At 65.1% G+C, this 24,739-nt stretch carries 21 protein-coding genes and 1 tRNA gene; 8 read left to right on the top strand and 14 right to left on the bottom strand.

Features of this window, described 5'->3' with window-relative positions:
• Positions 1–849 precede the first annotated feature (849 nt).
• A complete protein-coding gene (locus HLG70_RS17695; protein ID WP_171661683.1) occupies positions 850–2,199 on the bottom strand; it encodes a TonB family protein in 1,350 nt (449 codons plus the stop codon).
• A gap of 8 nt (positions 2,200–2,207) precedes the next feature.
• Entirely contained in the window at positions 2,208–3,929 is a 1,722-nt protein-coding gene (locus HLG70_RS17690; protein WP_171661684.1) for a molecular chaperone HscC, read from the bottom strand.
• 144 nt (positions 3,930–4,073) lie between these two features.
• Between HLG70_RS17690 and HLG70_RS17685 the strand changes: the two genes are divergently transcribed.
• The 3 genes from HLG70_RS17685 to HLG70_RS17675 all read left to right on the top strand — a co-directional run bounded on the left by HLG70_RS17685 (position 4,074) and on the right by HLG70_RS17675 (position 6,955).
• Positions 4,074–4,232 (top strand): ATP-binding protein, encoded by a 159-nt coding sequence (locus tag HLG70_RS17685; RefSeq protein ID WP_171661685.1) that lies wholly within the window; start codon positions 4,074–4,076, stop codon positions 4,230–4,232.
• A gap of 223 nt (positions 4,233–4,455) precedes the next feature.
• Complete coding sequence (locus tag HLG70_RS17680; protein WP_250157074.1) at positions 4,456–5,499, top strand: patatin-like phospholipase family protein; 1,044 nt, start codon at positions 4,456–4,458, stop codon at positions 5,497–5,499.
• A 4-nt stretch (positions 5,500–5,503) separates the two neighbouring features.
• The gene (locus tag HLG70_RS17675; RefSeq protein ID WP_171661686.1) at positions 5,504–6,955 is read left to right on the top strand and encodes a GntP family permease; all 1,452 of its coding nucleotides are present in this window, start codon (positions 5,504–5,506) and stop codon (positions 6,953–6,955) included.
• Between the two features lie 14 nt (positions 6,956–6,969).
• Here the strand turns inward: HLG70_RS17675 and HLG70_RS17670 are convergent, their stop codons facing one another.
• The 3 genes from HLG70_RS17670 to HLG70_RS17660 all read right to left on the bottom strand — a co-directional run bounded on the left by HLG70_RS17670 (position 6,970) and on the right by HLG70_RS17660 (position 8,225).
• Positions 6,970–7,260: a ClpX C4-type zinc finger protein gene (locus tag HLG70_RS17670; RefSeq protein ID WP_171662023.1), complete on the bottom strand. Its 291-nt coding sequence runs from the start codon at positions 7,258–7,260 to the stop codon at positions 6,970–6,972.
• A gap of 108 nt (positions 7,261–7,368) precedes the next feature.
• Positions 7,369–7,788, bottom strand: a complete 420-nt coding sequence (locus HLG70_RS17665) for a hypothetical protein (protein WP_171661687.1) — start codon at positions 7,786–7,788, stop codon at positions 7,369–7,371.
• Entirely contained in the window at positions 7,785–8,225 is a 441-nt protein-coding gene (locus HLG70_RS17660; RefSeq protein WP_171661688.1) for a Fur family transcriptional regulator, read from the bottom strand. Before HLG70_RS17660 ends, HLG70_RS17665 begins: the two co-directional genes overlap by 4 nt.
• Before the next feature lie 108 nt (positions 8,226–8,333).
• On the opposite strand from HLG70_RS17660, the gene HLG70_RS17655 reads away from it, so the two are divergent.
• Positions 8,334–9,113: a helix-turn-helix domain-containing protein gene (locus HLG70_RS17655; RefSeq protein ID WP_171661689.1), complete on the top strand. Its 780-nt coding sequence runs from the start codon at positions 8,334–8,336 to the stop codon at positions 9,111–9,113.
• A gap of 26 nt (positions 9,114–9,139) precedes the next feature.
• Here the strand turns inward: HLG70_RS17655 and HLG70_RS17650 are convergent, their stop codons facing one another.
• Complete coding sequence (locus HLG70_RS17650; protein ID WP_171661690.1) at positions 9,140–9,601, bottom strand: YkgJ family cysteine cluster protein; 462 nt, start codon at positions 9,599–9,601, stop codon at positions 9,140–9,142.
• A gap of 218 nt (positions 9,602–9,819) precedes the next feature.
• Here HLG70_RS17650 and HLG70_RS17645 point away from each other — a divergent pair, with 218 nt between their 5' ends.
• Entirely contained in the window at positions 9,820–10,437 is a 618-nt protein-coding gene (locus tag HLG70_RS17645; protein WP_171661691.1) for a DNA-3-methyladenine glycosylase I, read from the top strand.
• 19 nt (positions 10,438–10,456) lie between these two features.
• Here the strand turns inward: HLG70_RS17645 and HLG70_RS17640 are convergent, their stop codons facing one another.
• Positions 10,457–12,361, bottom strand: a complete 1,905-nt coding sequence (locus HLG70_RS17640) for an LTA synthase family protein (RefSeq protein WP_171661692.1) — start codon at positions 12,359–12,361, stop codon at positions 10,457–10,459.
• A 350-nt stretch (positions 12,362–12,711) separates the two neighbouring features.
• Between HLG70_RS17640 and HLG70_RS17635 the strand changes: the two genes are divergently transcribed.
• Positions 12,712–14,790: an AsmA family protein gene (locus HLG70_RS17635; protein ID WP_171661693.1), complete on the top strand. Its 2,079-nt coding sequence runs from the start codon at positions 12,712–12,714 to the stop codon at positions 14,788–14,790.
• Positions 14,791–14,794: 4 nt separating this feature from the next.
• On the opposite strand, the gene HLG70_RS17630 is transcribed toward HLG70_RS17635, so the two are convergent.
• Positions 14,795–16,378 (bottom strand): GGDEF domain-containing protein, encoded by a 1,584-nt coding sequence (locus HLG70_RS17630; protein ID WP_171661694.1) that lies wholly within the window; start codon positions 16,376–16,378, stop codon positions 14,795–14,797.
• Positions 16,379–16,389: 11 nt separating this feature from the next.
• Complete coding sequence (locus HLG70_RS17625) at positions 16,390–17,037, bottom strand: TetR/AcrR family transcriptional regulator (protein ID WP_171661695.1); 648 nt, start codon at positions 17,035–17,037, stop codon at positions 16,390–16,392.
• Between the two features lie 116 nt (positions 17,038–17,153).
• Here HLG70_RS17625 and HLG70_RS17620 point away from each other — a divergent pair, with 116 nt between their 5' ends.
• Positions 17,154–17,900: a 3-oxoacyl-ACP reductase family protein gene (locus tag HLG70_RS17620; protein ID WP_171661696.1), complete on the top strand. Its 747-nt coding sequence runs from the start codon at positions 17,154–17,156 to the stop codon at positions 17,898–17,900.
• 164 nt (positions 17,901–18,064) lie between these two features.
• A tRNA-Lys gene (locus tag HLG70_RS17615) sits at positions 18,065–18,140 on the top strand.
• A 73-nt stretch (positions 18,141–18,213) separates the two neighbouring features.
• Here the strand turns inward: HLG70_RS17615 and HLG70_RS17610 are convergent.
• Genes HLG70_RS17610 through HLG70_RS17590 form a run of 5 tightly spaced genes read right to left on the bottom strand, consistent with a single transcriptional unit; the run spans position 18,214 to position 24,112 of the window.
• Positions 18,214–19,290 (bottom strand): ABC transporter substrate-binding protein, encoded by a 1,077-nt coding sequence (locus HLG70_RS17610; RefSeq protein WP_171661697.1) that lies wholly within the window; start codon positions 19,288–19,290, stop codon positions 18,214–18,216.
• Positions 19,287–20,129, bottom strand: coding sequence for a class I SAM-dependent methyltransferase (locus tag HLG70_RS17605; protein ID WP_171661698.1), 843 nt, complete (start codon positions 20,127–20,129; stop codon positions 19,287–19,289). The genes HLG70_RS17610 and HLG70_RS17605 overlap by 4 nt, the downstream gene beginning before the upstream one ends.
• Positions 20,130–20,137: 8 nt before the next feature.
• Positions 20,138–22,288 (bottom strand): TonB-dependent receptor, encoded by a 2,151-nt coding sequence (locus HLG70_RS17600; protein WP_171661699.1) that lies wholly within the window; start codon positions 22,286–22,288, stop codon positions 20,138–20,140.
• A 55-nt stretch (positions 22,289–22,343) separates the two neighbouring features.
• Positions 22,344–23,132: an ABC transporter ATP-binding protein gene (locus tag HLG70_RS17595; protein ID WP_171661700.1), complete on the bottom strand. Its 789-nt coding sequence runs from the start codon at positions 23,130–23,132 to the stop codon at positions 22,344–22,346.
• Positions 23,129–24,112 (bottom strand): FecCD family ABC transporter permease, encoded by a 984-nt coding sequence (locus HLG70_RS17590; RefSeq protein ID WP_171661701.1) that lies wholly within the window; start codon positions 24,110–24,112, stop codon positions 23,129–23,131. Before HLG70_RS17590 ends, HLG70_RS17595 begins: the two co-directional genes overlap by 4 nt.
• Between the last annotated feature and the right edge of the window lie 627 nt (positions 24,113–24,739).

Here is a 24,739-nt window from a genome sequence, read left to right as displayed (position 1 = left end):
GCACATTCGTTACCCGGGCGGGGAGGCAGGGCGCCGCTTGCGGCTTCAATCCAAGGCTTAGAGAACCGCGTAGCGGCCCTTTTGAAACGGCCGGCTCACAAGGTGCTGGTGTACAGGTATGCGCGGGATGGCAGCCCCACACTCTGGTCCGAAGATCCTATCTTGGGAGTGCCCGCCGAACGACCAGATTTAGGAGACGCGAGCCCGTTCGAGTTGTACTTGGGTTATGAAGATGACTGGCCGACGTACCGTCGGTTGAAGGCGAGCTCAATCGTCGGTGGTAGGGACGGGGTATCGACCCTCGAATTGCACATGTGGCAATGGGGAATTCTCTGGGACCGAGGCGTACTTCCGGTGCCTTACACCCGAGAGTCGTGGGGGCTGGGGCCGGACGACCCTATCGAGCCGTTGCTGGCAGAGCTCGTTGCAATATATAAAGAGCACAAGCGGTCCTTACGGGATCAATGGGCGCGAGGACCAGGCGGCTCCGAAATCTCTGCGGGTCGAGACACAGAAATGCAAGATGAATCTTGATGAGTCTCTGAGCGACATAGGAAAAGCCTTCGGGATCGTTGCCGGAAATCTGCCGGAAAAGCCTGCGAATGAGCAGTTGTCGGCAGTTAGCTCAGGCGATGGAAAGCCCTTGTGAGCTCGGGTGATGTTGGGTAGACTGCCCCCGCTTGATCTGACTTTTAATCCGTTGGTCGCGAGTTCGAGTCTCGCACAACCCACCACCCCCTGCCTTTTTAGGAAGGTAGAAGAGAATCAAGCACTTGCGAGCGATCGCGGTGCTTTTTTTTCGTCCGTGGCAGGCGGCGTTCAAGCCAATCCCGGGCGCGCCCGCGCTGCCTACTCCTGCTTTCCGGGTAGCTTGAACGTGAGGGCAAGCTCAAGCTCGAGGCCGGATGCGGGAAAGTCTCCCTCGGCCAATGCGCGCCGGATCGTAATCATGGCTGCATGGTCCAGGTCGGGGCTGCCCGAGGAACGCGCGATCCATGCGTTGATGGCGCCGCCCCGCGAGATGTTGATGCCGACCAAGGCTGTGCCCTCCTGCCGCGCGCGCCTGGCCGCGATGGGATAGCTTGGCGATGGTACGAGCAGCCGGCGCGGGAGCGCAGCGGCAGATGGCGCGGTGGCGTCCTTGATCAGATAGACGTGGTAGCCATTGGACTGCACGGACTGCAGATGCAGTGTGTAGCGTTCGTTCTCCTTCTTGTTCACGGGCGCAATCGACGTCGGGGTGGCCCTCGCGCGCTCCTCCCGGTACTGTTGCTCGCTGTGCATGTCTATCAGCGATACCGCCATTGCCGGAATCGCGATCAGTACCACCCACCGCCAGCGCCACACGGAGGCCTTGGCTGAATCCAGGATCCGTGCCCAGCGCGGCACGCGCATCGCAGCGTCGAAGTAGGCCTGCTGGCGGCCGGGTGGTACTTGCAGCGCAAGCCACAGCGGCACCTGTCTGCGCATCCGCTGGATGTGCGGGATGGTCCGCCGGGCCCGATGCCAGGAGGGCGCCGGTTTGCGCCTCAATAATCGGATGACGCGTTCATGACTCTTGCGATAGAGACGCTGGTGGCTGCGCCATATCGCATCCTCGTGCTCCAGTTGCTCGACCAGGGGAGGCGTGGCGCGGCGGCCCTGCGATTGAAGGACGGCATGGTTCCAGCCGTAGCGCGCATTGGCGTCGCGATAAAGCCGCATGCGTCCGTCGGGGTGCTGCGTCAGCGCGCGCAGCAGCGCGGCGGACAGCTCTTCGGCTGCGTCCAGATGCATCAATGCGGGGGCGGCGTGAAGCTGAGACCATAGCTCGTCCAACTCGCTGTCTTGCGCGTGCATCAGCCTCTGCACCCATTGCTCGACGGCGCGAGCCTGTTCGCGCGCCATTTGCAGCGAGTCATGGGGTCCGTCCGCGTCCGCTTGGACCTGCTCCTGGGGCTGGCGCTGGCGGAAGTCGATGGCGGAGGCGTGCGGTGGAGGCGGAGAAGCGATTACCGCCGTTTCGGATTCCGCCGGCATATCGGACGGCGCTGCCTCGTGCTGGTGGCGTGCCCACTCCAGCGCGCGCTCATAGGCGGCGCGCAGGCGTTCGAATGCGGCCAGCTGCGTCTGCTGGTCTATCTGTTTCAGCGCGGCCGCGTAGGCGCGCCGGATTGTCTTGGAGTCGCGGGTCGGCTCGATGCCAAGCACGTCAAACATGGACTACCTCAGCTCGGGTCTGTCTCGGGGAAAAACACTTTGACGCGTTCGAAATACGTGATGGCTTCACGCAGGCGCGTGCGCGCCTGGGCGGTCACCCGGGTGTCCTGCCGCGCCAGCGCGGCTTCGAACTCTCTGATTTCGTAGGACATCTGCTCGCGCTCGCGATCACGCAGGAAGGTGTAGACGCGCTCGGCTTCGGCCAGCAGCGTCCGGTTCTCCAGCAGATCGCGCGGATGGATCTTCAGCTCGGCCAGCGCGGCAAAGCGCGCCGCGATCTGTTCGTCGTTGAGTGAATCTTCGTTGCCCCGGATGATCAGGCGGTACATCTGCTGGGTGTGCAGGCGCGTCGCCTCGACTTCCAGGATTCCGTTGACGTCATAGGTGAAGCGAACGTCAACCGAGCCTTCTTCCTTTGTGCCGCGTTCCAGGGGAATGCGGAGTTCGCCCAGTTTGATGTTGTCGCGGACCAGGCGCGATTCCCCCTGGTAGATCTTGAGCACCAGTGCCGCCTGGCGGTCCTGCGTGGGCGCGTAGCTCGCGATCCGGCTCGCGGGGATAACGGTGTTGCGTTCGATGATGGGCGAGAAATGGCCGTCGACCGGGCCGCCGTTGGACAGCTGCTGCACCACCTCGACGCCGAGAGAGTACGGGCAGACGTCGGTCATGACCACTTCGCGCAAGTCTTCGTCGCGCGCCTTCAGCCCGGCCATGACCGCGGCGCCCAACGCGACGACTTCGTCCGGGTTGAAGGCCACGGACGGAAAGCGCCCGAACATGCGCGTGACCAGGTTTCGGATCATGGGCGCGCGCGTGGCACCGCCGGCCAGCACTACCTCGTTGATGTCGGCCGCCCGTACACCCGCGTCGCGCAAGGTGCGTTCCAACGGCGCTCGCAGCCGCGCCATCAGGGGATCAACCAGTTCCTGGTAACGGCCATCGGAAAGCTCCAGCGCATAGGACTCTCCGCGCCACTCCACCGCGAGGCTGGCCGAGGATTCATCGCTTAGGCGGCGCTTGACCGCTTCGGCGTGCGCCGTCAGGTGCTCCATGAACTGCGCGTCATCGCGCGCCTTGGCCGGGATGCCGGAGGCGTCGAAGAACCAGCGCGTGATGGCTTCGGAAAAGTCTTCTCCGCCCAGGAAATTGTCGCCCGCCGTGGAGCGCACTTCCATGACGCCGTCGAACATGTCGAGCAGGGATACGTCGAACGTACCCCCGCCCAGGTCAAACACCAGGAACTGGGATTCGCCATCGCGCTGGTGCAGGCCGTAGGCGAGGGCGGCGGCAGTCGGTTCGTTGATCAGGCGTTCCACATGCAGGCCGGCCAACTGCGCGGCGGCGCGCGTGGCCTTGCGCTGTCCGTCGGAAAAGTAGGCAGGGACCGAGATGACGGCTTCGGTGATCGGCTCGCCGATGAGCGCCTCCGCGTCTTCCTTCAACGAGCGCAAGACCAGGGACGACAGTTCCTCGGGCCGGAAGCGCCGGTTGCCCAGCCGGAATTCCTTGTTGCTGCCCATGTGGCGCTTGAACAGGGAGGCTGATTGGCCAGGGTGGCTTTGCAGCCGTTGGCGGGCAGCTCGCCCGACCAGGACCGTGCCGTCTTCGTCCAGGCTGACGCAGGAGGGAGTGAGGGTTTCGCCCAGCGAATTGGGAATCAGGTGGGCGGCGCCATCCTTCCAGTACGCGATGAGGCTGTTGGTCGTGCCCAGGTCAATGCCGACGATCATTTCGGTATGTTACTTAAAGTTCTGAAACGTTAGGCCAGACCGAAATATACCCCGGGCCATGGCCGGGGCGCCACGGCGTCTGGCCGAACCGTTTCAAGTGTCATCCCGGCGCGGCAACAGGTCCAGTGACGCGTCGCGGACCGCTTGCGCATCGAGGTCTGGGACAAGGGCCCCGGCATCCCGAAGTCCGAGCAGGAGCGGACCTTCTGGGAATTCCATCAATTGGGAAATCCCGAGCGCGACCGCGGCAAGGGCCTGGGCCTGGCCATCCTGCATCCGGCGGGGACTTGCGCGGGAAACTGATGCCCGCTGGTGGATGCTGACGCGCAGAACCTGGCGGGGCGGTCGATGCTGTCTGAACGCTGGGGCTGCGGCGCGTTGGGGAAACCGGCACAGGCGCGCAACCTCTTTCGTTTTCACAAGGCATCGCGTATAAAGATCGCACGATATGTGCACCGCAACATAGTCCTATCGCCTGTTTTCCAAGATCGCCAGCAAGTCCCTGCCCTCAGCAAGGAGTTCCATAGTGGCCCGATCCAAAACGTCAGCGACTTCCCGCGATCCCCTGTTGATCGATCTTGCACTGCAAGGCGGAGGCGCGCATGGCGCCTTCACCTGGGGCGTGCTGGATCGCCTGCTGGAAGAGCCCTGGCTGGGCATAGACGGCATTTCGGGCACATCCGCCGGCGCGATGAACGCCGCCGTGCTGGTGCTGGGCCATGCGCGCGGGGGCGCCGACGGCGCACGCGCCGCGCTCGAGGATTTCTGGCGCCGCGTATCGCACGCGGCCGCCTTCAGTCCGTTTCGCCGCAGCCCTTTCGACGTGCTGATGGGCTCCTGGTCGCTGGACAACTCGCCGTTGTTTGTCGCCTTCGATCTGGCCTCGCGCGTGTTCTCGCCTTATGACCTGAACGCATCGGGCTTCAATCCGCTTTCCGACATCCTCAAGGAAGCCATCGATTTCGACGAGCTCTCCAGGACCCCCATCCATTTGTTCATTACGGCGACCAATGCGCGCACGGGCCGCGGGCGGGTGTTCAAGAATGCCGAAGTGACCGCCGACGTGCTGCTGGCCTCGGCCTGCCTGCCCACGATGTTCCGCGCCGTGATGATAGACGGGGACCCCTATTGGGATGGTGGCTATAGCGGCAATCCGACCATCACGCCGCTCGTGCGCGAATGCAAATCGCGCGACACCATCCTGGTGCAGATCAATCCGGTCGAGCGTCCCGGCATACCCAGCAGCGCCCGCGAGATCCTGAACCGCCTGAACGAAGTGACATTCAATGCGCCGCTGCTCAAGGAGCTGCGCATGATCGCGCTGCTGCGCCAGGTGGCCGATCCCGGCAACGGCGAAGGCGCGATGTGGGCCAACATGCGGATTCACCGGGTGTCGTCGGAAAAAATGGTGGAGCTGGGCTACTCGTCCAAACTCAACGCCGAATGGCCATTCCTGTGCATGCTGCGCGACGAAGGCAGAAAGGCGGCAGACAATTTCCTTGCGGCGCATGGCCACGATCTGGGCAAGCGCTCGACCCTCGATATCGACGAAATGCTGGGCGAGGTTTGACATTATGGGCCTGTTTGGAATCCTGCTCGCGCTGGTCCTGCTGATCTGGCTTGCTTATCGCGGCTGGAGTATCTTGCTGCTGGCGCCCGCGGCAGCCATGGTGACCGCCGCCGCCTCGGGCGAGCCGCTGCTGGCGCACTGGACCCAGACCTTCATGGGTGGCGCGGCCGGCTTTGTCGCCCAGTTTTTCCCCTTGTTCCTGCTGGGCGCCTTGTTTGGCAAGCTCATGGACGACAGCGGCTCCGTGACGGCGATCGCCAACTTCATGACGCGCAAGCTCGGCGCCAAACGCGCCATCCTGGCGGTGGTGCTGGCGGGCGCCATCGTGACCTACGGCGGCGTCAGCCTGTTCGTCGCGTTCTTCGTGTTGGCGCCGATGGCGCATGCCCTGTTCAAGGCAGCCGGCATTCCGGTGCGCCTGATGCCGGCCGCCATCCTGCTTGGCACTTCCACGTTCACGATGTCCGCCTTGCCCGGCACGCCGGCCGTCCAGAACGCCATTCCCATGCCGTTCTTTTCGACCACGCCGTTTGCCGCCCCGGGCTTGGGGATCATCGCCAGCGCCATCATGCTGTCGTTCGGCTTGTGGTGGTTGACGCGAGCCGAAGCGTCGGCGCGGCGCGCGGGCGAAGGCTACGTCGCGCCAAGCGGCATGGAGGTGGACGTCTCCGAAGATGTGATGGTGCGCGAGCGCGCCACCGTGGCGCGCGAGTTCGATCCCGCCGAAATCCACCATGGCCAGCGCAGCCACGACGCGCCGTCCGCGCTGGTGGCGGCTATTCCGCTGGTGGTCGTGATTCTCGTGAACCTGCTGATGACGCTGGTCGTCCTGCCTCGCATGGATACCGGGTGGCTGGCCGAGGCGCGGTGGGGCGGCACGAGCCTGGCGGCGGTCGGCGGCGTCTGGTCGGTGATTACCGCGCTGCTCGCGGCCATCGCGGTGCTGGTGGCTCTGAACTACCGGCGCCTGCCGTCGCTGCGCGACACCATGGACGCCGGCGTGAACGCATGCGCCTTGCCCTTGCTCAGCGTCGCGAGCCTGGTGGGTTTTGGCGCGGTGGTCGCGTCGCTTCCCTCTTTTGCGCTGGTGCGCGACTGGGTGCTGTCCATCGAGGGCGGACCGCTGGTGTCGCTGGCAGTGGCCACCAACGTGCTGGCGGCCTTGACGGGCTCGGCGTCGGGCGGCTTGACCATCGCCTTGCAATCGCTGGCCAGCACCTATATGGAACTGGCCCACACCCTGGGGATCGATCCGGCGCTGATGCATCGTGTCTCGGTAATCGGCGCGGGCACGCTGGACAGCCTGCCGCACAACGGCGCCGTGGTGACGCTGCTGGCCGTTTGCGGCTCCACGCATCGGGAGGGCTATATGAATATCGTCGTGGTGGGCATCATCGGACCCATCATCGGGCTGGCCGCCGTCATCGCGCTGGGCGGCGCGCTGGGTTCATTCTGAGGGCTGAAGCCGAATCAGGACAGGGCGCGCGCCGGCAGGGCGGCCGACAGCTCGTGCAGGCTCAGGCCGCAGCAGCGGGCGCGTTCGGCCAGGGTTTCGCTCTGCTCCAGGGCTCTCCGGCTTTCGTCCAGCAGCACATCGAGCTGCTCTTGGGGGTTTGCCGCCATGGCCCACGCCCGTTCGGAGAACAGGGCGGAGAATTGATCCACGCAGGTCTTGCAGATGGCCGCGCCGTTTTTTTCAAGCAGCGCCGCGCCCTGCGCAAGCGTCGATCGGCAAAACATGCAGGCAAGGGCGTGGTTCATGCGTCTGGCGGCGTATTCATAGTGGGCGGAAAAGGCCGCGTGGATGACGGCGCTTGCCATGAACAACGGCGCGGCGGGCCAACTCTTAAGTCGGAGGAAAGGAAAACCCTAGTCCACGTTGAAGCCGCCAGGCCCGGTCTGGCCAAGCAGTTCGCGGGCGCATTGCACGGCCTCGCCCGTCGTGGCGACCGCCAGGAAGGGCATGCCGAACGCATGGGCCATCTTTTCCCCGCGCTTGCGTATCTTGTCCAGCGCCTGCGCGTCCCGCTCCACGGCGATGAACGCCCGGCAACGCGCTTTCAGGCGCGTCATGTTGACCGTCTGCCACTCGATCATGGCCTTGCGGTCTTCGTGGGCGGCTTCCTGCTGCATGTCCGGCACCACCATGACGAAGGTGCGGGGGTTGGCCACCAGCATTTCCATCTCCCGGATCCAGCTGGCCGAGTAGCCTAGCGGCGCGCCGCCGTGACGGGAGGTCACGATGGGGAACTGGGACAGGTCGTGGAAGAAAAACTGATCGTGGTTCATTCGAATTCTCCATGAGGGGGAGCGGGCGCGTCTTTGGTGCAGCCGCAGCCGCCGTAGAGCACCAGACTGTAGGAATCCAGCTCGAAGCCGCAGCGCCTGGCGATCTTCCTGACTAATTGCGCCATGGCGGTATCGCTGGATTCCTTGATCTGACCGCAGCGCGTGCAGACCAGATGGTCGTGGTGCCCCTTGTCGTTGAGCTCGAACACGGTGGTGTGCGTATCGAGCTGAGTACGTTTGAGCAGGCCGGCGTGCTCAAGTTGCGTGATCACGCGATAAACCGTGGCCAGGCCGATATTGCTGCGGTCCGAAATGAGGTTGCGGTAGATATCCGCCGCGCTCATGTGCTGGTCGGTGTGCTGATAGAAGATGTCCAGGATCTTCAATCGCGGGAAGGTGGCTTTGATGCCTGCATCGCGCAGCCGTGTGTGGTCCATGTCATTTCTCCGTTCGGGGGGCTGATGCCCGATTGATGAGAATGATGTACATTTTCAACTGAGCCCGCTAACGGGAACCCGTCAACCTGTAGCTCAAACCTGCCAACCATGCTTCACGTGGCCGTTGCGCCCGCGATGCCCGACGTACTGCTGACCCCGTTCAGCGTGCGGGGGCGCCGCGAATCCAAAGGCATTGCCGTGCCCTCGCATATCCATGACGAGGGCATGCTCGTGCTCGTTCACGAGGGGCTGGTGATGGTGCAGGCGGGCGCCGAGGTCTGGACGGTGCTGCCGGGCAGCCTGGGCTGGATTCCACCCGGCGTGCAGCACGGGGCGCGCTGGTTCGGCGATGCGCGCGGGTCGTTCCTGTATGTGCACCCCGACGCCTGCGGGCGCCTGCCGGCCCATTGCCGCTCCTGGCCTTCGTCCAAGCTGATCGAAGCGCTCGTCGAACGCTTTACTGCCGGCCCCCAGCATGAAATTTCGCCGGCCTATCAGGCACAGCTGTTCGACATCCTGCTGGAGGAGATCAGGCAGCGCGAACATGCGCCCGTGCTGCTGCCCATGCCGACCGATCCGCGGCTGCAGGATCTTGCCAACACGCTGCTGGACACGCCGGACGATACCGCCGGCATTGATGAGTGGGCGCAGCGGCTGAACATGTCGTCGCGGACCCTGATGCGCCGCTTTCGCCAGGAAACCGGCGTGACCTTGGGGCAATGGCGCCAGCAGGCACGCCTGTTGCGGGCGCTGGAAATGCTCAGCCGCGGCGGCTCGGTGACTGAAGCCGCGCTGTCGGTGGGTTACGAGAGCACCAGCGCATTCATCGGCAGTTTCCGCACCGCTTTCGGCATGACGCCCACCCGCTACCTCGCGGGCCGCGGCTAGCGCGGGACCCTTCGTGGCGCCAGCGGTCAGGCCGCGGCGGGCTGGTCCGGGTGCATGGGGCCTTGCGGGTCGTTCTCGGCGTCGGGCCGGGGCGGCACGGCGGGCAGGCCCAGTGCCAGGCGCAAGCGCTGGCAGTCGGGATTGGGCGACCCGTCGGGCATCCAGATATCGAATTCGCGGCAGGGGGTAGGGCGGTTCTCGTAGATGGCGCAGTGGATGCCGGGCTTGCCCAGTTCCCCGCGCAGCGAAACGCAGCGGCCGCCGCCCATTTCCGTGCCCTTCATGCAGGCCCGCAACGGGCTCATCTGGGTGACCAGTTCCAGGGGCACGTGGCCGCCGTTCTCGCCTGCCAGTTCCCCGCAGTAGAACGACACCCGGAAGTGCGAGCAGCATGCCCCGCAGTCCAGACAGGGATTGGCGGCCGGGTCGTCGCCGGCCAGGACGGCGGGCGATACGAACGAGATGAGGGCAGTCTCTAGCAGGGACATGAGGCGGAAGTCCGAAAGCCTGTCCGGCTCCCCGCAATTATGCAAACCGGGCTTGCTCGTGCCTGCCCGCCGTGCTGATCCGGGGCGCGCGCGGACAGGGCCGGCGCAGGATCAAGGCCGGAAATATTAGCTGGATTTGAATGGCAGCTCCTACGACTTTTTTCAGGGACGTTGCTGGAGTAGCATCGGTAGCCCGACAGCCGCCAGGAGTTTTCCCCTTGAATGCCAGAACCGATTTCCCCGATGGCCTTGCACGCTGCGGCTGGGTGGACACCTCCGCCGAATACATCGCCTATCACGACGCCGAATGGGGATGCCCCGAAGGCGACGACCGCGCGCTGTTCGAACAGCTCTGCCTGGAAGGCTTCCAGTCGGGGCTGAGCTGGCGCACCATCCTGTCCAAGCGCGAGGCCTTCCGCCGGGGCTTTGCCAACTTCGAGCCGGCCAGGGTGGCCGGCTACGGTGAAAAGGAAGTGCTGGCGCTACTGGCCGATGCCGGCATCGTGCGCCACCGCGGCAAGATTGAAGCCATGATCAACAATGCCGCCCGCGCGCTGGAAATGATCGAGCGCGAGGGTTCGCTGGCCGCGTATTTCTGGCGTTTCGAAGCGCCGCCCGGGGCGCCGTCCACCTATGGCGCCTCGACCTCCGAGCAGTCCGAAGCCTTGTCCAAGGCGCTCAAGAAGCTGGGCTGGAAGTTCGTCGGGCCCACCACGGTCTATGCCTTCATGCAGGCCGTGGGCATGGTCAACGACCACAGCCCGGGCTGCCACTGTCACGCCGCCAGCGAAAAAAAGCGCAAGGCATTCAGAAGGCCGGCGGCGACCCCGGCCTAGCTCAGTTTGCCGGCCGGCCCTAGGCGCCCGTTTGCTCGGGCGCTTGCCCCGGCAGGCAATAGCGGCCTTCACGGTAGGCCCAGCTGGGCCACAACGCGTGGGCCAGCGCCTCGCTGGCCAGCCTGGCGTCGAGCGGCACGGGCGCGTAATCCTCCGGCGCCGTGTAGCGGTACTGCACCGGCGTCTTGTTGGGCGCCAGCACCAGCAGGTCGTTTTCCTTCAGGTACCCGTAGGTACTGTCGTACTGCATGATGGCCCGGCCGGGCGTGGTGCGCGTCAGGTCGTGTCCGATCATCGGGTGCTCGGTATCCACTCCGATCAGGGACAGCAGGGTCGGGGGCAGGTCGATCTGGCTGATCAGGCGGTCGTCGCGTCGCGCCGCAACGCCGGCGCCCAGGATCACGGCGGGGATATGGAAGTGGCGCACCGGTACCAGGCTGGCGCCGAACACGCGGGAATCGTGGTCCGCCGCCACCAGGAAGACCGTGTTTTCCCAGTAGGGCGAGGCCTTGGCCCGTTCAAAGAAGCGGCCCAGGGCCCAGTCCGCGTAGCGCACGGTGTTTTCCACCGTGGCGGGATTGCCGTCGGTCTGGATGCGGCCCGCCGGATACTCCCAGGGGGAATGATTGGACACGCTGAAGGCCAGTGTGAAGGTGGGCAGGTCGCCGTCTTCGCGCAGCAAGCGGTCCAGCTGGTTGAACATGTCCTCGTCCGAGGCGCCCCAGGTACCGACGAAAGCGGGGTCGACGAAGTCGGCGCGGTCGATGATCTGCTTGAAGCCATTCCCCAGGAAGAAGCCCTTCATGTTGTCGAAGTGCGATTCGCCGCCATAGATGAAGCGCGAATGGTAGCCATGGCGGCCGAGCAGGTCGGCCAGCGAGAAGAAGCCGCGCTGCGAACGGGGCAGCTTCAGCACCGCCTGCGCGGGGGTCGGCAGAAAGCCGGTGACCACGGCCTCCAGGCCGCGCACCGAGCGGGTCCCGGTGGCGTAGGCGCGCGTGAAGGTCCAGGCCTCGCGCGCCAGCGCGTCCAGCTCCGGCGTCAGGTCGGCGCCGCCCAGGCCGGCGCAGTACTGCGCGCCCAGGCTTTCTTCCAGGATGATCACAAGATTGAGCGGGCGCGGCGTCTTGCGCGTGGCCGGCTGGCGATGCAGGCTGGGATAGTCGGGATTGGCGGGCGGATTGGGCAGGCCGGACTGCGCCAGCACCAAATCCTGCATCTTGTCGTTGTCCATGCCGCCGTATACCGCCGATGCCGATTTTTCGTTCTTCATGCTGTAGATCGCATAGAAGACGTTGTAGAGCGAATTCAGCGCCAGGGTATTGAGCATGCCGTCCGAACAATAGGCGACCGAGGACGGGTTGATGGGCCGGTGGCCGAGGGTGCCGCGGATGGCCAGGATGACCACCGCCAGGATCGCCACGCTGGCAATGGGCATCTGCCACCAGCTCAGTTGCGCATCGGGCCGCGCATGGCCGAGCAGGGAGTAAGCGCCCCAGCCGATCAGCGCCAGGGCGCCCAATCCGCCCAGCAGCGCCGCCTTGTAGCCGCGCCAAAGCATGCCGGAGACTTCACGGGGGTGCTTCAGGTACTCGACGAACAGCCGGTTGGGCCGGGAGTCGTATTCCACGATGAAGGGCGGCGTCGCCACTTCCATGAAGGCCAGCAGGATGAAGGCAGCCAGGTACCAGACGGCGGTCACCGCGGTTGCGACGGGGAAGTGGCCCAGCAAAGGCGACAGCACGGCGGGCAGCGCCGCCAGCACGGCGATCTGGTGCGCGTCGATGCGCAGCCCCCTGAGCAGCAAGGGGAGCAGGCCGCCGGCGTTGCGCACGCGCTGCCATTGCCATGCGGCAAGCGCCAGGCGGCTGAGCGTCAGCAGTGCAAACGCCGCCAACACGAAAATCAAGGTTGAATGCCGCATCGGGCCTCCAGGTTGTTCTGCTATCCGACCCGGTTGGGGGGCGGAATCAATCATTCGGACATTGGAACCGCGCCGGCGTCGAATGTTCGGCAAATGCGGGCATTTCCGGCCCTTCCAGCGGCCCGGAGTCATCTCGCTTTGTAACGACGCATACGTCGCCCAGGCACGTTTCGTGCTGCGCAAACCATCGGGTGCGTGCGCCGCAAGGCGCCATCCGGACATGCGTGCGCGGAAAGATCCGCACACATTATGGGGCCGGCAAGCTCAACCGGCGCGGCGGGTCGCGATACCCTTGGGTGGTAACAAAGGCCGGCATTGGTGGGCCGGCTGCAACGCCAAGGATAGTAACCATGACGCGGACAAAAAAAATAACGATCGGGATTGTAGGGGGCATCAGCCTCCTGGGGTTGGTCCTGGTGGTGGCGATCGCCACTTTTGACTGGAACCGCGCCAAGCCCATGATCAATGAACGGGCCAGCGCCGCCATCGGGCGTCCCTTTGCCATCAACGGCGACCTGAGCGTGAAATGGGAGCGCGAACCCGACAAGGGCGGGTGGCGCGCCTGGGTGCCCTGGCCGCATGTAATCGCCAACGATATCTCGGTGGGCAACGCGCCGTGGGCCAAGGCGCCCGAATTCGCTACGCTCAAGCGCGGCGAGTTCAACCTGGCGCTCCTGCCGCTGCTGCGCCAGCGCGTGGTCATCCGCCGGATTCAATTGACGGAGCCGGCCGCCGACCTGGAACGGCTGGCCGACGGCCGGGCCAATTGGGTCTTCACGCTGCCCGAATCCGGCGAACCTTCCCCCTGGGTGCTGGACATCAATGAGATCGGCTTCGACAAGGGCCGGGCGAGGCTGGTCGACGAGGTGCTCAAGGCCGACCTGACCGTGCTGGTGGACCCTTTGGGCAAGCCGGTGCCGTTCGCGGACGTGGCCGGGGCGGCCTTCGTGGCGCAAGAGGGATCGGCTCCGGCGCCGCGCGACTATGTATTCGGCTGGAAACTCGACGGCAAGTACAAGGGGCTGGCCACCAAGGGCGAAGGCAAGGTCGGGGGCATGCTGGCTTTGCAGGACGCCAGGCAGCCCTTTCCGTTGCAGGCTGATGTCTCGATCGGCGGCACCAAGGCGTCGGTCGCGGGCACCCTGACCGACCCGGTGAACCTGGGAGCGCTGGACCTGCGCCTGAAGCTGTCCGGCGCATCGATGGCCCAGCTCTATCCGCTGACCGGCGTGACCTTGCCCGATACGCCGCCGTACTCCACGGACGGCCATCTGGTGGCCAAGCTGCAGAACCCCGGCGGCGCCGTGTTCGACTACAAGGGCTTTAACGGCAAGGTCGGCAATAGCGACCTGCATGGCGATATCAGTTTTGCCTTGGGCGCGCCGCGGCCCAAGCTGACCGGCAAGCTGTCTTCCAAGCTGTTGCGCATGGCCGATCTGGGGCCGCTGATCGGCGTGCCGTCCGGCGGCGGCTCGCCGGCCGCGGCGGACAAGTCCAAGGATGCGCCCGCCAAGCCCAAGGGCGGCAAGGTGTTGCCCACGCAGGCCTTTCGCACGGACCGGTGGCGCGACATGGACGCCGATGTCGCCCTGGATGCCGCGCGCATTGTTCACGACAGCAAGCTGCCATTGTCGGACCTGTCCGTGCACGTGGTACTGCAGGACGGCAAGCTCACGCTGGACCCGCTGCGCTTTGGCATGGCCGGCGGGACCATCAGCGCCACGGCGAGGCTGGACGGCTCCGGCGCGCCGCTGACCGGGCGCGTCGATATGCATGCGCGCCGCCTGCGGCTCAAGCAGCTTTTCCCGGCGACCGAATCCATGCAGAAGACCCTGGGCGAATTGAACGGCGACCTGGCCCTGAGCAGCACGGGCAACTCGGTTGCCGCCTTGTTGGGTTCGGCGACGGGCGATGTGAAGATGCTGGTCAACGATGGCGTGATCAGCCGCAGCCTGATGGAGATTGCGGGATTGAACGTCGGCAACTATGTCGTCTCCAAGCTGTTCGGCGACGACGAAGTGAAGATCAACTGCGGGGCGGCGGACCTGGAGATGAAGAGCGGCGTGATGACTCCGCGCGTGTTCGTGTTCGACACCGAGAACGCGCTGATCACCATTACCGGCACGGCCAATTTCAAGAACGAGACGGTGGACATGGACATCACGCCCGACAGCAAGGGGTTCCGCATCTTTTCGCTGCGGTCGCCGCTGTACGTGCGCGGCACCTTTGGTTCGCCCGACGTTGGCGTGCATGTGGCGCCGCTGGCGGCGCGGGGCGCGGGCATGGTCGCGCTGGGGGTGCTGCTGACGCCGGCGGCCGGCCTGCTGGCGCTGATTGCCCCCAGCACCACGGACGAGAACGCCTGCGGCCCGCTGCTGGAACAAATGCGCAAGCCCCCCAAGGCGCCGGCCCCGGCCAAGGGCAAATAAGGGCTCAGGCCGGGAGCACCAGCCGCGAGCCATCCTTGGCGGAGTCGTCCGCCACGCAGACGGCGTCCCGGCCGTGGTTCTTGGCGTAGTAGAGCGTCTGGTCCGCGCGCTGGAAGACCGCTTCCAGGGTTGCGCCATGCTCGGGGTAGTGCGCCACGCCCACCGATATGGTGATGGGGGCGGGGGCCTCATGCGCGGCGAGGCGCTTGCGCAGCCTTTGCGCAATGCCGATGGCCGCCGTCATGGTGGCGCCAGGCAGCAACATGACGAACTCTTCGCCGCCGGCCCGCGCCAGCGTATCGCCACTGCGGGATCCTTCGCGCATCATGTTGGCCAGCGCCTGCAGCGCCTGGTCGCCCGCGGCGTGGCCGTAGCGGTCGTTGATGCTCTTGAAGTGGTCGATGTCGATCGCAACGACCGCCACGGACACCGCTTCGGTCTGCAGGAGCGCCAGCGATTCGTCCAGGCCGCGGCGGTTCAGCAGGCCGGTCAATGTATCCGTCGCGGTTTCGCGGCGCAGGTCGCTGAGCTTGTGGTGAGTCGAGGCCAGTCCTATCAGCAGCGCGCGTTTGAGCTGGGCGGCTTCGAAGTACCAGGAGCGCACGTGGCGGATGCGGTCCGCTGACGCGGGATCCTGCATGTGCTTGGCGATGTCCGCCATCTCGCCCAGCGGCTGGGCGATCCAGCGCGACAGCAGCCAGATCAAGGCCACCGAAAACAGAAGCAGCGGCAAGGTGTTGCGGGCGGTAGCCATGAGCAGGTCGCCCAAGGGCCGCAGGGTGCTTGCGACCGGGCGCTGCGCGATGATGCGCCAGCCGGTGCTGGGCACGGGCGCGTAGCCCGCCAGCATGTCGCGGCCGTGGTCGTCGGTATAGCGCATTTCGCCGGTCTCGCCGCGGCGGGCGGAGGTGAGGGTGTCATGGTTGGGCGAGATCTTTCCCAGCTGGCTGCGGTCGGGGTGATAGATCAGCGTGCCCTTGCGGTCGACGACGTAAAGGAAGGAGTCGTCGCGGTAGAAGTGCTGGTCGAGCAGGCGGTCCAGCACATTGTCTTCATGCAGGTAGAGCGACCCGGCGATGAACCCCAGATAGCGGTAGTCGCGCGAGAAAATGGGCTGCGTGTAGAGGATCTGCCAGCGGCCGTTGCTGGCCTGGAAGGGTTCGCTGATCGTCGGTTGCCTGGCCGCCAGCGCTTCATTGACGGCGTCGCTGACCAATTGCTGCCCCAGCAACTGCGGGTACGAAGACGACACAGCCAGCACCTTGCCTTGCGGCGACGCGACGAAGCTGGAGTTGAAGTGGCCCAGCTGCTGCTCCTGGCGCCGCGTCTCGTCAGCCATGCGCTCGGGATGGGTTTCCATGTCGGCCAGCATATCGGCGCTGTAGGAAAGGTAGCGCCGGATATCGTTCAGCAGGGAATCGGTGGTGACGGCGAGCTTGGACGCATAGACGCGGTTCACTTCCAGCGCGTTACGCAGGAGCAGGTCGCGCTGCACCAGGTAGCTCGCATGCAGGCCGCCAGCCAGGACCAGGAAGACCGACAGCAGGCTGATCCACAGAATGAGGCGCCGTAGGTCGATGCGGAACATGAAGGCCTCCGTCAGGAACGGGAGCGGCCAGGGGGGACTTCGGATGGCGGCGGGCGGTCTACGGCCAGCGCGTCCCAGGCACACATCGCCTGCCGGGCCACGGCCTGCAAGGTCTTGCGGGTGGCTCCATCGCGGGCCTGGATGGACATGCCGTGCAGGACGGTCGTATAGAAGGCGGCCAGGCCTTTGAGATCCGCACCGGGGGGCAGTTCGCCTTGCGAGGCGCCTGAGTTCAGCCGGGCGAGGATGCGGCTTTGCATTTCGCGGCGGTTGTCCCCAAGAAAGTTGCCCACGCTGGCATGATTGACGCAGCCGGCGGGAGCACCCAGCACGATCATGCAGCCGGGCGGCAGGCCGGGCGCCGTGAAGCGTTCCGCGGATGCCAGCAGCATCGACTGGATGGCGTCGCGCGCGGTGGGCGCGGCCAGCAGCGCGCGCCTTGCGGAGCCGCCTTCGGTCTCGCGATAGAGCTCGACGGCTTCGCGGAACAGGCCTTCTTTTGAGCCGAATGCGCCATAGAGGCTGGGCGAGTTGATGCCCATCGCTACCGTCAGATCGGTCAGCGATGCTCCTTCATATCCCTTCGACCAGAAAACCTCCATGGCCTTTTGCAAGGCCTGGGCCCGGTCGAAGTTCCGGGGACGCCCACGTTCTGCCATAGCGGCGATTTTACTCGCCAGGCCTATTTTGTGTTGACCGATAAAAAAATGATTGACGGACGGCCTGAAGTGCGACGATGATATTTGTACCGATCACTAAAAAATAAGGTTGACCTATGCAGAACCTGAATGGAAAAGTGGCTTTCGTGACAGGCGGCAGCCGGGGCATCGGGGCGGCCATCGTGCGCCGCCTGGCGGCTGACGGCGCGGATGTGGCCTTTACCTATGTGAGCGCGTCGTCCGCCGCAGGGGCGCAGGCGCTTGCGCAAGAGTTGGTCGCGCAGGGGCGCCGGGCGCGCGCGATCCGGGCGGACTCCGCGGATGCGGTAGCGGTTAGGCGTGCGGTCGAAGAGACCGTCAATGAGCTCGGTCCGGTAGACGTGCTGGTGAACAATGCTGGAATCTTTCTTGCCGGCCCCATCGCCGACGCCAGCCTGGAGGACTACGAGCGGACGATGGACATCAACGTGCGTGCGCCTTTCGTCGCAATCCAGGCGGCACAGGCCTCGATGCCGGATGGCGGGCGCATCGTCAATATCGGCAGTTGCCTTGTCGGCCGGGCAGGCCGCGCGGGCGTGGCGCTGTACGCCGCGAGCAAGTCGGCGTTGGTGGGATTGACTCAAGGCCTGGCGCGCGACCTGGGCGCTCGCGGCATCACCGCCAACGTGGTGCACCCCGGCCCGATCGACACCGACATGAACCCGGCCGACGGCGAGCGGGCGGCGGGCCTGGTGGCGACGCTGTCGCTGCCGCACTATGGCGAGACCCAGGATATCGCGGGCATGGTTGCGTTCCTGGCGGGCCCCGACGGCCGCTACGTCACGGGCGCAAGCCTGTCGGTGGACGGTGGATACGCGGCTTGATTCGTGGTGCTTGAAAACTTTTTTCCGGGGCGACTTGCACAAACCAAAAAAGGTACATATAATCTTGCTTCTTCGCACTACACACATAACGAAACGCAGCGGCGCTGATGCAGTTTAAGCATCTACAAAACGCAGCAAGGTGAATCGGGACTGAGTGAATTGCAGGGCTGTTAGCTCAGTTGGTAGAGCAGCGGACTCTTAATCCGTAGGTCGAGTGTTCGAGCCACTCACAGCCCACCAGAATTCTTTGGTAGTACCAAGCACTTAGCCCACCGCATGCGGTGGGCTTTTTGCTTTTCGGGAATTTTGGCCGTCAGGCTGTAGGCGACAGGAACGACGTGATCGTCGTGTCGTCCAGTTCGTAGCCATAGAACTGCTCATAGAACCGACGCGTCTCATGTCGCAGATCAATATCCGAGAACAGGTCTGGATAGAGGGTGCTGGCCAGCCATAGGGGCTGCAGGGCCCCTTCCGACGTTTCGCGGCACCACCAGAACATTCCCTTGGGGTTGACGAGCACCCGCCCGGCCCTGACTGCGCGCAGGGCATGCCAACGGGGATCCTCGCTGATGGTCTTTGCATCGCGCGCGGTCATGGCGAGTACGACGTCTGGGTCGGCCGCCAGCAGATGTTCGAGCGAAATGACGCCGGAGGGGCGGGCCGGCGGGAACCACTGTTCCGCCACATTGATGGCTCCAGCGATGTCAATCCAGTCTTGGTTCAGCGACGGGCGCCCCGACGTCATGTAGGGGCTGCCGACCGCGTGGTAGATGCGCTGCCGCTCCGGTGCGGGCACTTGGGCCACCCGCTCTTTCACGAGAGAGGTCATGTCCCGGTAGTAGCGTTCGAATTGGCGCGCCCTGTCTGGCGCATCTTCTCCCAGGATCTGGCCGGTGATTGCGGTGCGTTCGACCATGGCTTCCAGTGCGTTGTAGCGCAGACCCGCGACGGCGATGCCGGCGTCGTTCAGCCGGCCAATGGTTGCAGCTGGTGGGGCTCCCGCGGTGAACAGCACGTCCGGCCGCAGGGCCAACAGCGTCTCGATACTGAACCCGGCCGCGCCGCTGGACCGCCCGATGATCGTTGCGTCTCCGATGCTGGGAACAAAGCGGCGGAAGAGGGGCATGCCGTGCACTAACCGGGTTGTGCCGACGATGCGGTCGCCAAAGCCCAGCATGGCGATGATGGCGTTCTGCGCTTCCCACGTTGTGGCGATCCGCGCGATTCTTGCTGGCACCGTCAGACGCTGGTCGCCGTAATAGATGATGGCCCGGACGGGCGCCGTTGGCGCGGGGGCTGCGGACTGGCAGAGGGCGGGAGCCGCGAGGGCGGCTGCGCCCGCCAAGAGCAGGCGCCGGCGTGCGGTGTTCACCGGAGCGGTGCCGCTCATGCTTGCCACCGCGGAGGCAGGGGAGGCTGGCCCGACGGCGCGGCTTTGGTCCACCACAGCATTACGCTGCGCGATGCGAGGCGCAGCCGCAAGCCACCGCGCTCCGGTGCCAGGAACTGGAGAAGGTTGCTGCGGAACCGGTCCCTCTGCGCGGCCGGAATCTCCAGCCATTCGAAGTCCGCTATGGCCGACGCCTGGTCGGGATACCACTGGCTGAATCCGTCCGGCACATAATTGACGCTTGCTTCGATGCCCATGGCCGCCAGGCGGTTGAATATCAGCACATGCCCGCTGGGCTGAAGCCGCGCCCGCGCCGCGGGCGGCGGCGACTCGATGCCGGCAATCAGCGCGTCGTGGAATTCCTTCAGGCTCGGGCCGGCGAACAGCATGATGTAAACCGCCCGCCGGGCGGCGGCGTCCAGCTTGCGCAGGTCAAAGGTGGCGGGCGAGCGCGCCGCGACCACCACGTCGTGCACAGGAAGATTGTCGCCGACGTGGGCGTCACGCCACGACAGGTGCAGCGGATGCACGTTGCCTATTCCGGCCGCTTCGGCGTTGCGGCGCAAGGCCGCCAGCATTTCACCCGAGACATCCAGTGCCGTCACGCGCTTCACATGGCGCGCTGCCGCCAGGCTGAGCCGTCCGGCGCCCGCGCCTACGTCGAGCAGGCTGTCGTCCGTCCGCAGACCCAGCGCATGGACATGCAGGCGCGTGGCTTCGCTTTGCAGCCTGCCATAGCCTTCATAGCGGCGGGCGAAAGCATCCCACATCTCCGCCTGATCGAAGCCCGGGGTCGCGCTCATCTCCGCCAATAGATCCCAATCGATGAGATTTCGCATGATTTATCCTAGAGATCGATGGAAACGGAAAGCCGCAGCTCGCGTGGGCCGCCCAGGAAGGCGCTGTAGCTGGAACCGTCTCCGTTGTTGCTGCCGGGGAAGATGGAAAGCCAGTATTGCTTGTCGAACACGTTGTTCACGCCCAACCGCCACGTTGTCTTGCGACCTGCGATCCGCGCCTCGTAGCGGGCGCCCAGGTCCAGCGTGCGATAGGAACCAATCCACTGCCCGTTGGCATCGTCCGCCGCCCGCCGCCCGGTATGGTGCAGGTTGGCGTCGAGCGTCAGCCCAGGCACCTGCTCCAGGTCGTACTCCACCAGGATGTTCGCCTGCACGCGCGGCACGCCGACCACCTGCTTGTTGCTGGTGCCCGGGCGGCCGGTGTCCTTGAGCTTCGGGTCCAGGAACGTCGCGCCGCCGAACAGGCGTAGTCCGTGGATGAGTTCGCCTCCCAGTGCAAGCTCCAAGCCGCGATTGACCTGTCTGCCGTTGATTTTGTAGATGTTGTCAGACGGATCCGTGTAGGCGAACGGCCGCTTCAGTTCGAAGATGGCGGCGCTGGCGTCAAGGGCGCCGAACGTTCCTTTGGCCCCTGCCTCCCATTGGCGGCTTCGGAATGGGCTCAGTCCCATACCCTGGTTTGCAGTGCCCAGCGGCGCGGCGCCAGCCTGTTCCAGGCTGTCGGCGTAGGACATGTACAGTGAGGTGTTGGGGGTTGGCTTGTAGATCAGCGCTGCGGTCGAGCTGAATCCGTCGTCGCGTTCGGAGCCTGTGCGAGCTCCCGCAGCGTTGTAACTTCGCGATTGCATGGTGCTCCAGCTGCCGCCCAGGATGGTGGACCAGCGTGGGTTGAACGTCACGGTGTCGGAGAGGAAGACGGTCTGCTGTGTATCTCTGCCAGCGTGATAGCGGTCGCCCGTGGGCGCCCACGCAGGTTCGGGAAAGACCCGGGGGGAGTTGATGTTTGCACGCCCGAGCACGTAGCGGGCGTTAGGATTGCTGTAGATGTCCCAGCGGAATCCACTGGTGCCCAGAGCCAGGTCGTGCGTGGCAACTCCGGTCGCGACGTGGCCGTTCAGGTGCAGCATGTTGCTGTTGACCACGAAGCGCCCCGCGGCTGGAGAGCCTACCGTAGTGCTGTAGTTGCCCTGGTTGTCCAGCATCGCATTGGTCGGGAATGTGAGGATGCGGTCGGCGGTCTGCCGCAAGACGCCCGCCGTGAGGCTCCAGTTTTCGTTGAAGCTGTACTTGACGCGCGCGCTCAGGGTGTCGGTGTCAAGGTCCAGACCGGCAAAGGCTTGGCCATAGCCTTTGCGCGTGGGATCGGGCGCTTGCGGCAAATGGTTCACGGCGGAATAACCGAACGATCCAGGGAATCCCTTGCGGACAAACTCGAAATGGCTGGCGTTCAGTTCGATCACCAAGCCGGCCGTGGGCCGGACATCCACCGCCAAGCTGGCCAGCTTTCGGCGCTGCACACTGTCGCTGACATAGCCTTCGCCGTCCTCGTGCAGCAGGTTCAGTCTATAACCGACGATGTTGCCGGCGTCCACGGGGCCACCCAGGTCGGCATGCACGCCGAACAGGCTGTCGCTGCCATAGCCGGCAGTGAAGCGGTATAGCGGCTCTAAAGTCGGTCGCTTCTGTATGAAGTTGAAGTCGCCGGCCGGGCTGGCGGGGCCGTAGAAGGCGCCGGCCAGGCTTTGCACTACGTCCACGCGCTGCATCTGCTCCATGGGATATGCGGTGGTTCCCACCACGTTCAGCCCGTCGAGGTGATTGTTGGCGACGACACTGGACTGCATGCCGCGCGACTGCGGGCGGCCGACGTCTGCGCCGCCACGTGCCTGCATCTGCGTGGACGGCAGGTATTTCAGCAGGTCGTTCAGGCTGCTTGCCTGCCGGTTCGCGATCATTTCGGCGGAGATCGAGCGGATGGAGTAGGGCGTATCAAGTACGGGACGCGGCCCCAGCGGGCCCAGTTCGACCGTCTCGGCGCGGAACTCGTCGCCGGCCGGAGGCGCGTTTACGACGATTGGGGCGAGCTGCGACGCTTCTCCGGCCTGGGCCCAGGCCGCCTGTGCAGGGAATACCGATACGCTGGCGAGCGCGATAGCCGGAATTAATCTGGGACGGGGTCGGGAGCACTCTTGCTTCATGACTTTCAACTCTTTCAGGTGTGGAGGAGCGGTATCGCGTAGCGGCGGGGTGGGTTCATGTCACCCGCTCGAAGGCTGTCTGTCCTCTAGGCGATCGGAACGCGGTAACGTCCAGGCCGTACAGGTCCTTGATTGCGGTGGGTGTCACTGCGTCCGCCGCAGGGCCATAGGAGGTGATCCGACCGTCGCGCAGCAGGGCGACGTGCGTCGATGCCAGAAGGGCCTGTTCCGGGTGATGCGTGGTTTTCAGAATGGCGTAGCCCTCGCCGGCCAGGCCGCTCAACAGTTCCAGCAACCGCATCTGATGCCCGTAGTCCAGTCCGGCGGCCGGCTCGTCCATGATGAGAATGCCCGCGCCTTGCGCCAGCGCCCGCGCGATCAGCGCCAGTTGCCGCTCGCCGCCGGAGACCTCTGTGTAGGGCCTCGCGGCAAGATGGGCGATGCCAAGGCGGCGCATTACGGTGTGGGCGGCGTCACGGTCCTGGCTGGTGGCGCCGTGGAACAGGCCCGTCATCGGAAGCCGCCCCATCAGCACAATGTCGAAGACGCGATAGGGGAAGGGCGCGTGATGCGCCTGCGGCACATAGGCGATGCGCCGCGCCAGTTCCATGCGGGAGTATTGACCGAGCTCGCGTCCGTCCAGCCGCAGTTCCCCGGTCTGCGGCCGTTCCAAACCCAGCAGCAGGCGCAACAAGGTCGTCTTTCCCGCGCCATTGGCGCCCAGCAAGGACAGCAGTTGGCCTGGCGCCAGCTTCAGGTTGACCCCCTGCAGCACGCGCTCGCCACCGCGCGCAAAATGCAGACCTGTCGCGGCCAATCCATCCGGCGCAGTATCGGCCGTCATAGCCAACTCCGGCGCGCACGGCGCAGGACGAGTAGAAATGCGGGGACTCCCAGCAGCTCTATCACGATGCCGATGGGAATTTCCTCGGCGATGAGATTGCGGGCCAGCATGTCCGCACCCAGCAGGAAAATCGCGCCCAGGCAGGCGCTGGTGGGTAGCAGCCGGCTATTGCTCGGTCCCGACAGCAGTCGGGCGATATGTGGAATCAGCAGGCCTATCCATCCGATCATGCCGGCTATGGCCACCGTGGCCGCGCATGCCAGCGTGGCGGCGGCGATGGTGGCGTAGCGTACCGGCGTGACGGGCACGCCCAACGTGCGGGCCTCGTCGTCGCCCATGCTCATCGCGTCGAGCGCGCGTGCCAAGCCGAACAGGACGCACACACCCAGGCCAATCGGAATTGCCATGCGTGCCACATCGTCCAGCGTGGCCAGCGCCAGGCTTCCCATCAGCCAATACACAATCGCGGGCAGTTGGTCCTGCGGGTCCGCCACGTACTTGATGAGCGACAGAAGCGAGGTGAATAGCGCGCAGGTGACGACGCCGCCCAGCACCAGCATGATCACGGCTTCCCGCCCGAAAAACCGGGCGACGCCCACGCTGACCAGGACGGCCAGTACACCTGCACCGAAGGCCGCGGCCTGGATTACACGCCAATCCCCCGACAGCAACATGCCCAGCGCAGCGCCGCAGGCGGCTCCCGCTAGTACGCCCATCAATCCAGGCGATACGAGCGGATTGCGGAAAACCGCCTGATACGCCGCGCCGGACACAGACAGCGCGGCGCCGACCAGGACGGCCGCCAACACCCGTGGCAGGCGGATGTCCCACAACAGGTTCGAGAGGAAGGTCTGGCGCTGTGTTTCCATTTCGGCGAGCCCTAGCCGCGCCGACAAGAACTGGAGCACCTCGATCACCGATACTGGATAGCGGCCGCTGCCCAGGCTGGCGATCATCGCCGCGATCACTGCGGCCAGCATCAGGGCCAGCCATGGCGAAGTGGAACGGGGCCGACGGAGGGTTGAATGCGGGCGTGCGTTCGGGAGGGGTGAAGGGCGTATCAAGGTGTTTGCTGCTTGTCTGTTGCCGTGCGGCGGGAGTCCGGTGCGTCCGGCATTCCCGGTGCAGGCCTATGCTCAGCGCAGCGTAATATACGAACGTATATAGCGCTATGCGTTGGCTTTCACGGGTTTGCGCGAAATCAAGCTGCGCTGATGAAACCGGTATGGGCCGCGAACGCGGTTCGCCGCCGAGGGCATCGACTGCGGCGCTGAACTTCAACGAAGGGGGCGGGCAGTCTTGGCACGCAACCGACCAACTAGTTCCAGCTCGTTCATGCGCGCCATCAGCGACGCGTTTATGCCGCCGTACTTGGAACGCCGCTTGTAGTCGGGGGCCGAGCCGCGCGATGGATCATCCGCAGGCCGGAGGGAGGGAACTCAAGCGGTCTAGCCGTTACTGACGTCGAACCCCCCTTTTGCCGGAACTCGTTGATATGTCCATTTTCCCACTCACTCCAATTCATCACGGCATTGCCACGCCTGCCGCAATGGTTGCGTTGAGTCTGCTGGCGCTCGCCGCGCCTGGCCAAGCTCATGCTTATAGCG

Source organism: Achromobacter deleyi, from assembly GCF_013116765.2.
In the GTDB taxonomy this organism is placed as follows: domain Bacteria; phylum Pseudomonadota; class Gammaproteobacteria; order Burkholderiales; family Burkholderiaceae_B; genus Achromobacter; species Achromobacter deleyi_A.
This window is presented reverse-complemented; position numbering and strand designations above follow the sequence as displayed.

Bases quoted from the DNA above. Each gene is read 5' to 3' on its own strand.
- HLG70_RS17695 (WP_171661683.1), bottom strand. From the start codon at position 2,199: ATGTTTGACGTGCTTGGCATCGAGCCGACCCGCGACTCCAAGACAATC.
- HLG70_RS17690 (WP_171661684.1), bottom strand. From the start codon at position 3,929: ATGATCGTCGGCATTGACCTGGGCACGACCAACAGCCTCATCGCGTAC.
- HLG70_RS17675 (WP_171661686.1), top strand. From the start codon at position 5,504: ATGGGCCTGTTTGGAATCCTGCTCGCGCTGGTCCTGCTGATCTGGCTT.
- HLG70_RS17670 (WP_171662023.1), bottom strand. From the start codon at position 7,260: ATGAACCACGCCCTTGCCTGCATGTTTTGCCGATCGACGCTTGCGCAG.
- HLG70_RS17665 (WP_171661687.1), bottom strand. From the start codon at position 7,788: ATGAACCACGATCAGTTTTTCTTCCACGACCTGTCCCAGTTCCCCATC.
- HLG70_RS17660 (WP_171661688.1), bottom strand. From the start codon at position 8,225: ATGGACCACACACGGCTGCGCGATGCAGGCATCAAAGCCACCTTCCCG.
- HLG70_RS17655 (WP_171661689.1), top strand. From the start codon at position 8,334: ATGCTTCACGTGGCCGTTGCGCCCGCGATGCCCGACGTACTGCTGACC.
- HLG70_RS17650 (WP_171661690.1), bottom strand. From the start codon at position 9,601: ATGTCCCTGCTAGAGACTGCCCTCATCTCGTTCGTATCGCCCGCCGTC.
- HLG70_RS17640 (WP_171661692.1), bottom strand. From the start codon at position 12,361: ATGCGGCATTCAACCTTGATTTTCGTGTTGGCGGCGTTTGCACTGCTG.
- HLG70_RS17635 (WP_171661693.1), top strand. From the start codon at position 12,712: ATGACGCGGACAAAAAAAATAACGATCGGGATTGTAGGGGGCATCAGC.
- HLG70_RS17630 (WP_171661694.1), bottom strand. From the start codon at position 16,378: ATGTTCCGCATCGACCTACGGCGCCTCATTCTGTGGATCAGCCTGCTG.
- HLG70_RS17625 (WP_171661695.1), bottom strand. From the start codon at position 17,037: ATGGCAGAACGTGGGCGTCCCCGGAACTTCGACCGGGCCCAGGCCTTG.
- HLG70_RS17620 (WP_171661696.1), top strand. From the start codon at position 17,154: ATGCAGAACCTGAATGGAAAAGTGGCTTTCGTGACAGGCGGCAGCCGG.
- HLG70_RS17610 (WP_171661697.1), bottom strand. From the start codon at position 19,290: ATGAGCGGCACCGCTCCGGTGAACACCGCACGCCGGCGCCTGCTCTTG.
- HLG70_RS17605 (WP_171661698.1), bottom strand. From the start codon at position 20,129: ATGCGAAATCTCATCGATTGGGATCTATTGGCGGAGATGAGCGCGACC.
- HLG70_RS17600 (WP_171661699.1), bottom strand. From the start codon at position 22,288: ATGAAGCAAGAGTGCTCCCGACCCCGTCCCAGATTAATTCCGGCTATC.
- HLG70_RS17595 (WP_171661700.1), bottom strand. From the start codon at position 23,132: ATGACGGCCGATACTGCGCCGGATGGATTGGCCGCGACAGGTCTGCAT.
- HLG70_RS17590 (WP_171661701.1), bottom strand. From the start codon at position 24,112: ATGCTGGCCGCAGTGATCGCGGCGATGATCGCCAGCCTGGGCAGCGGC.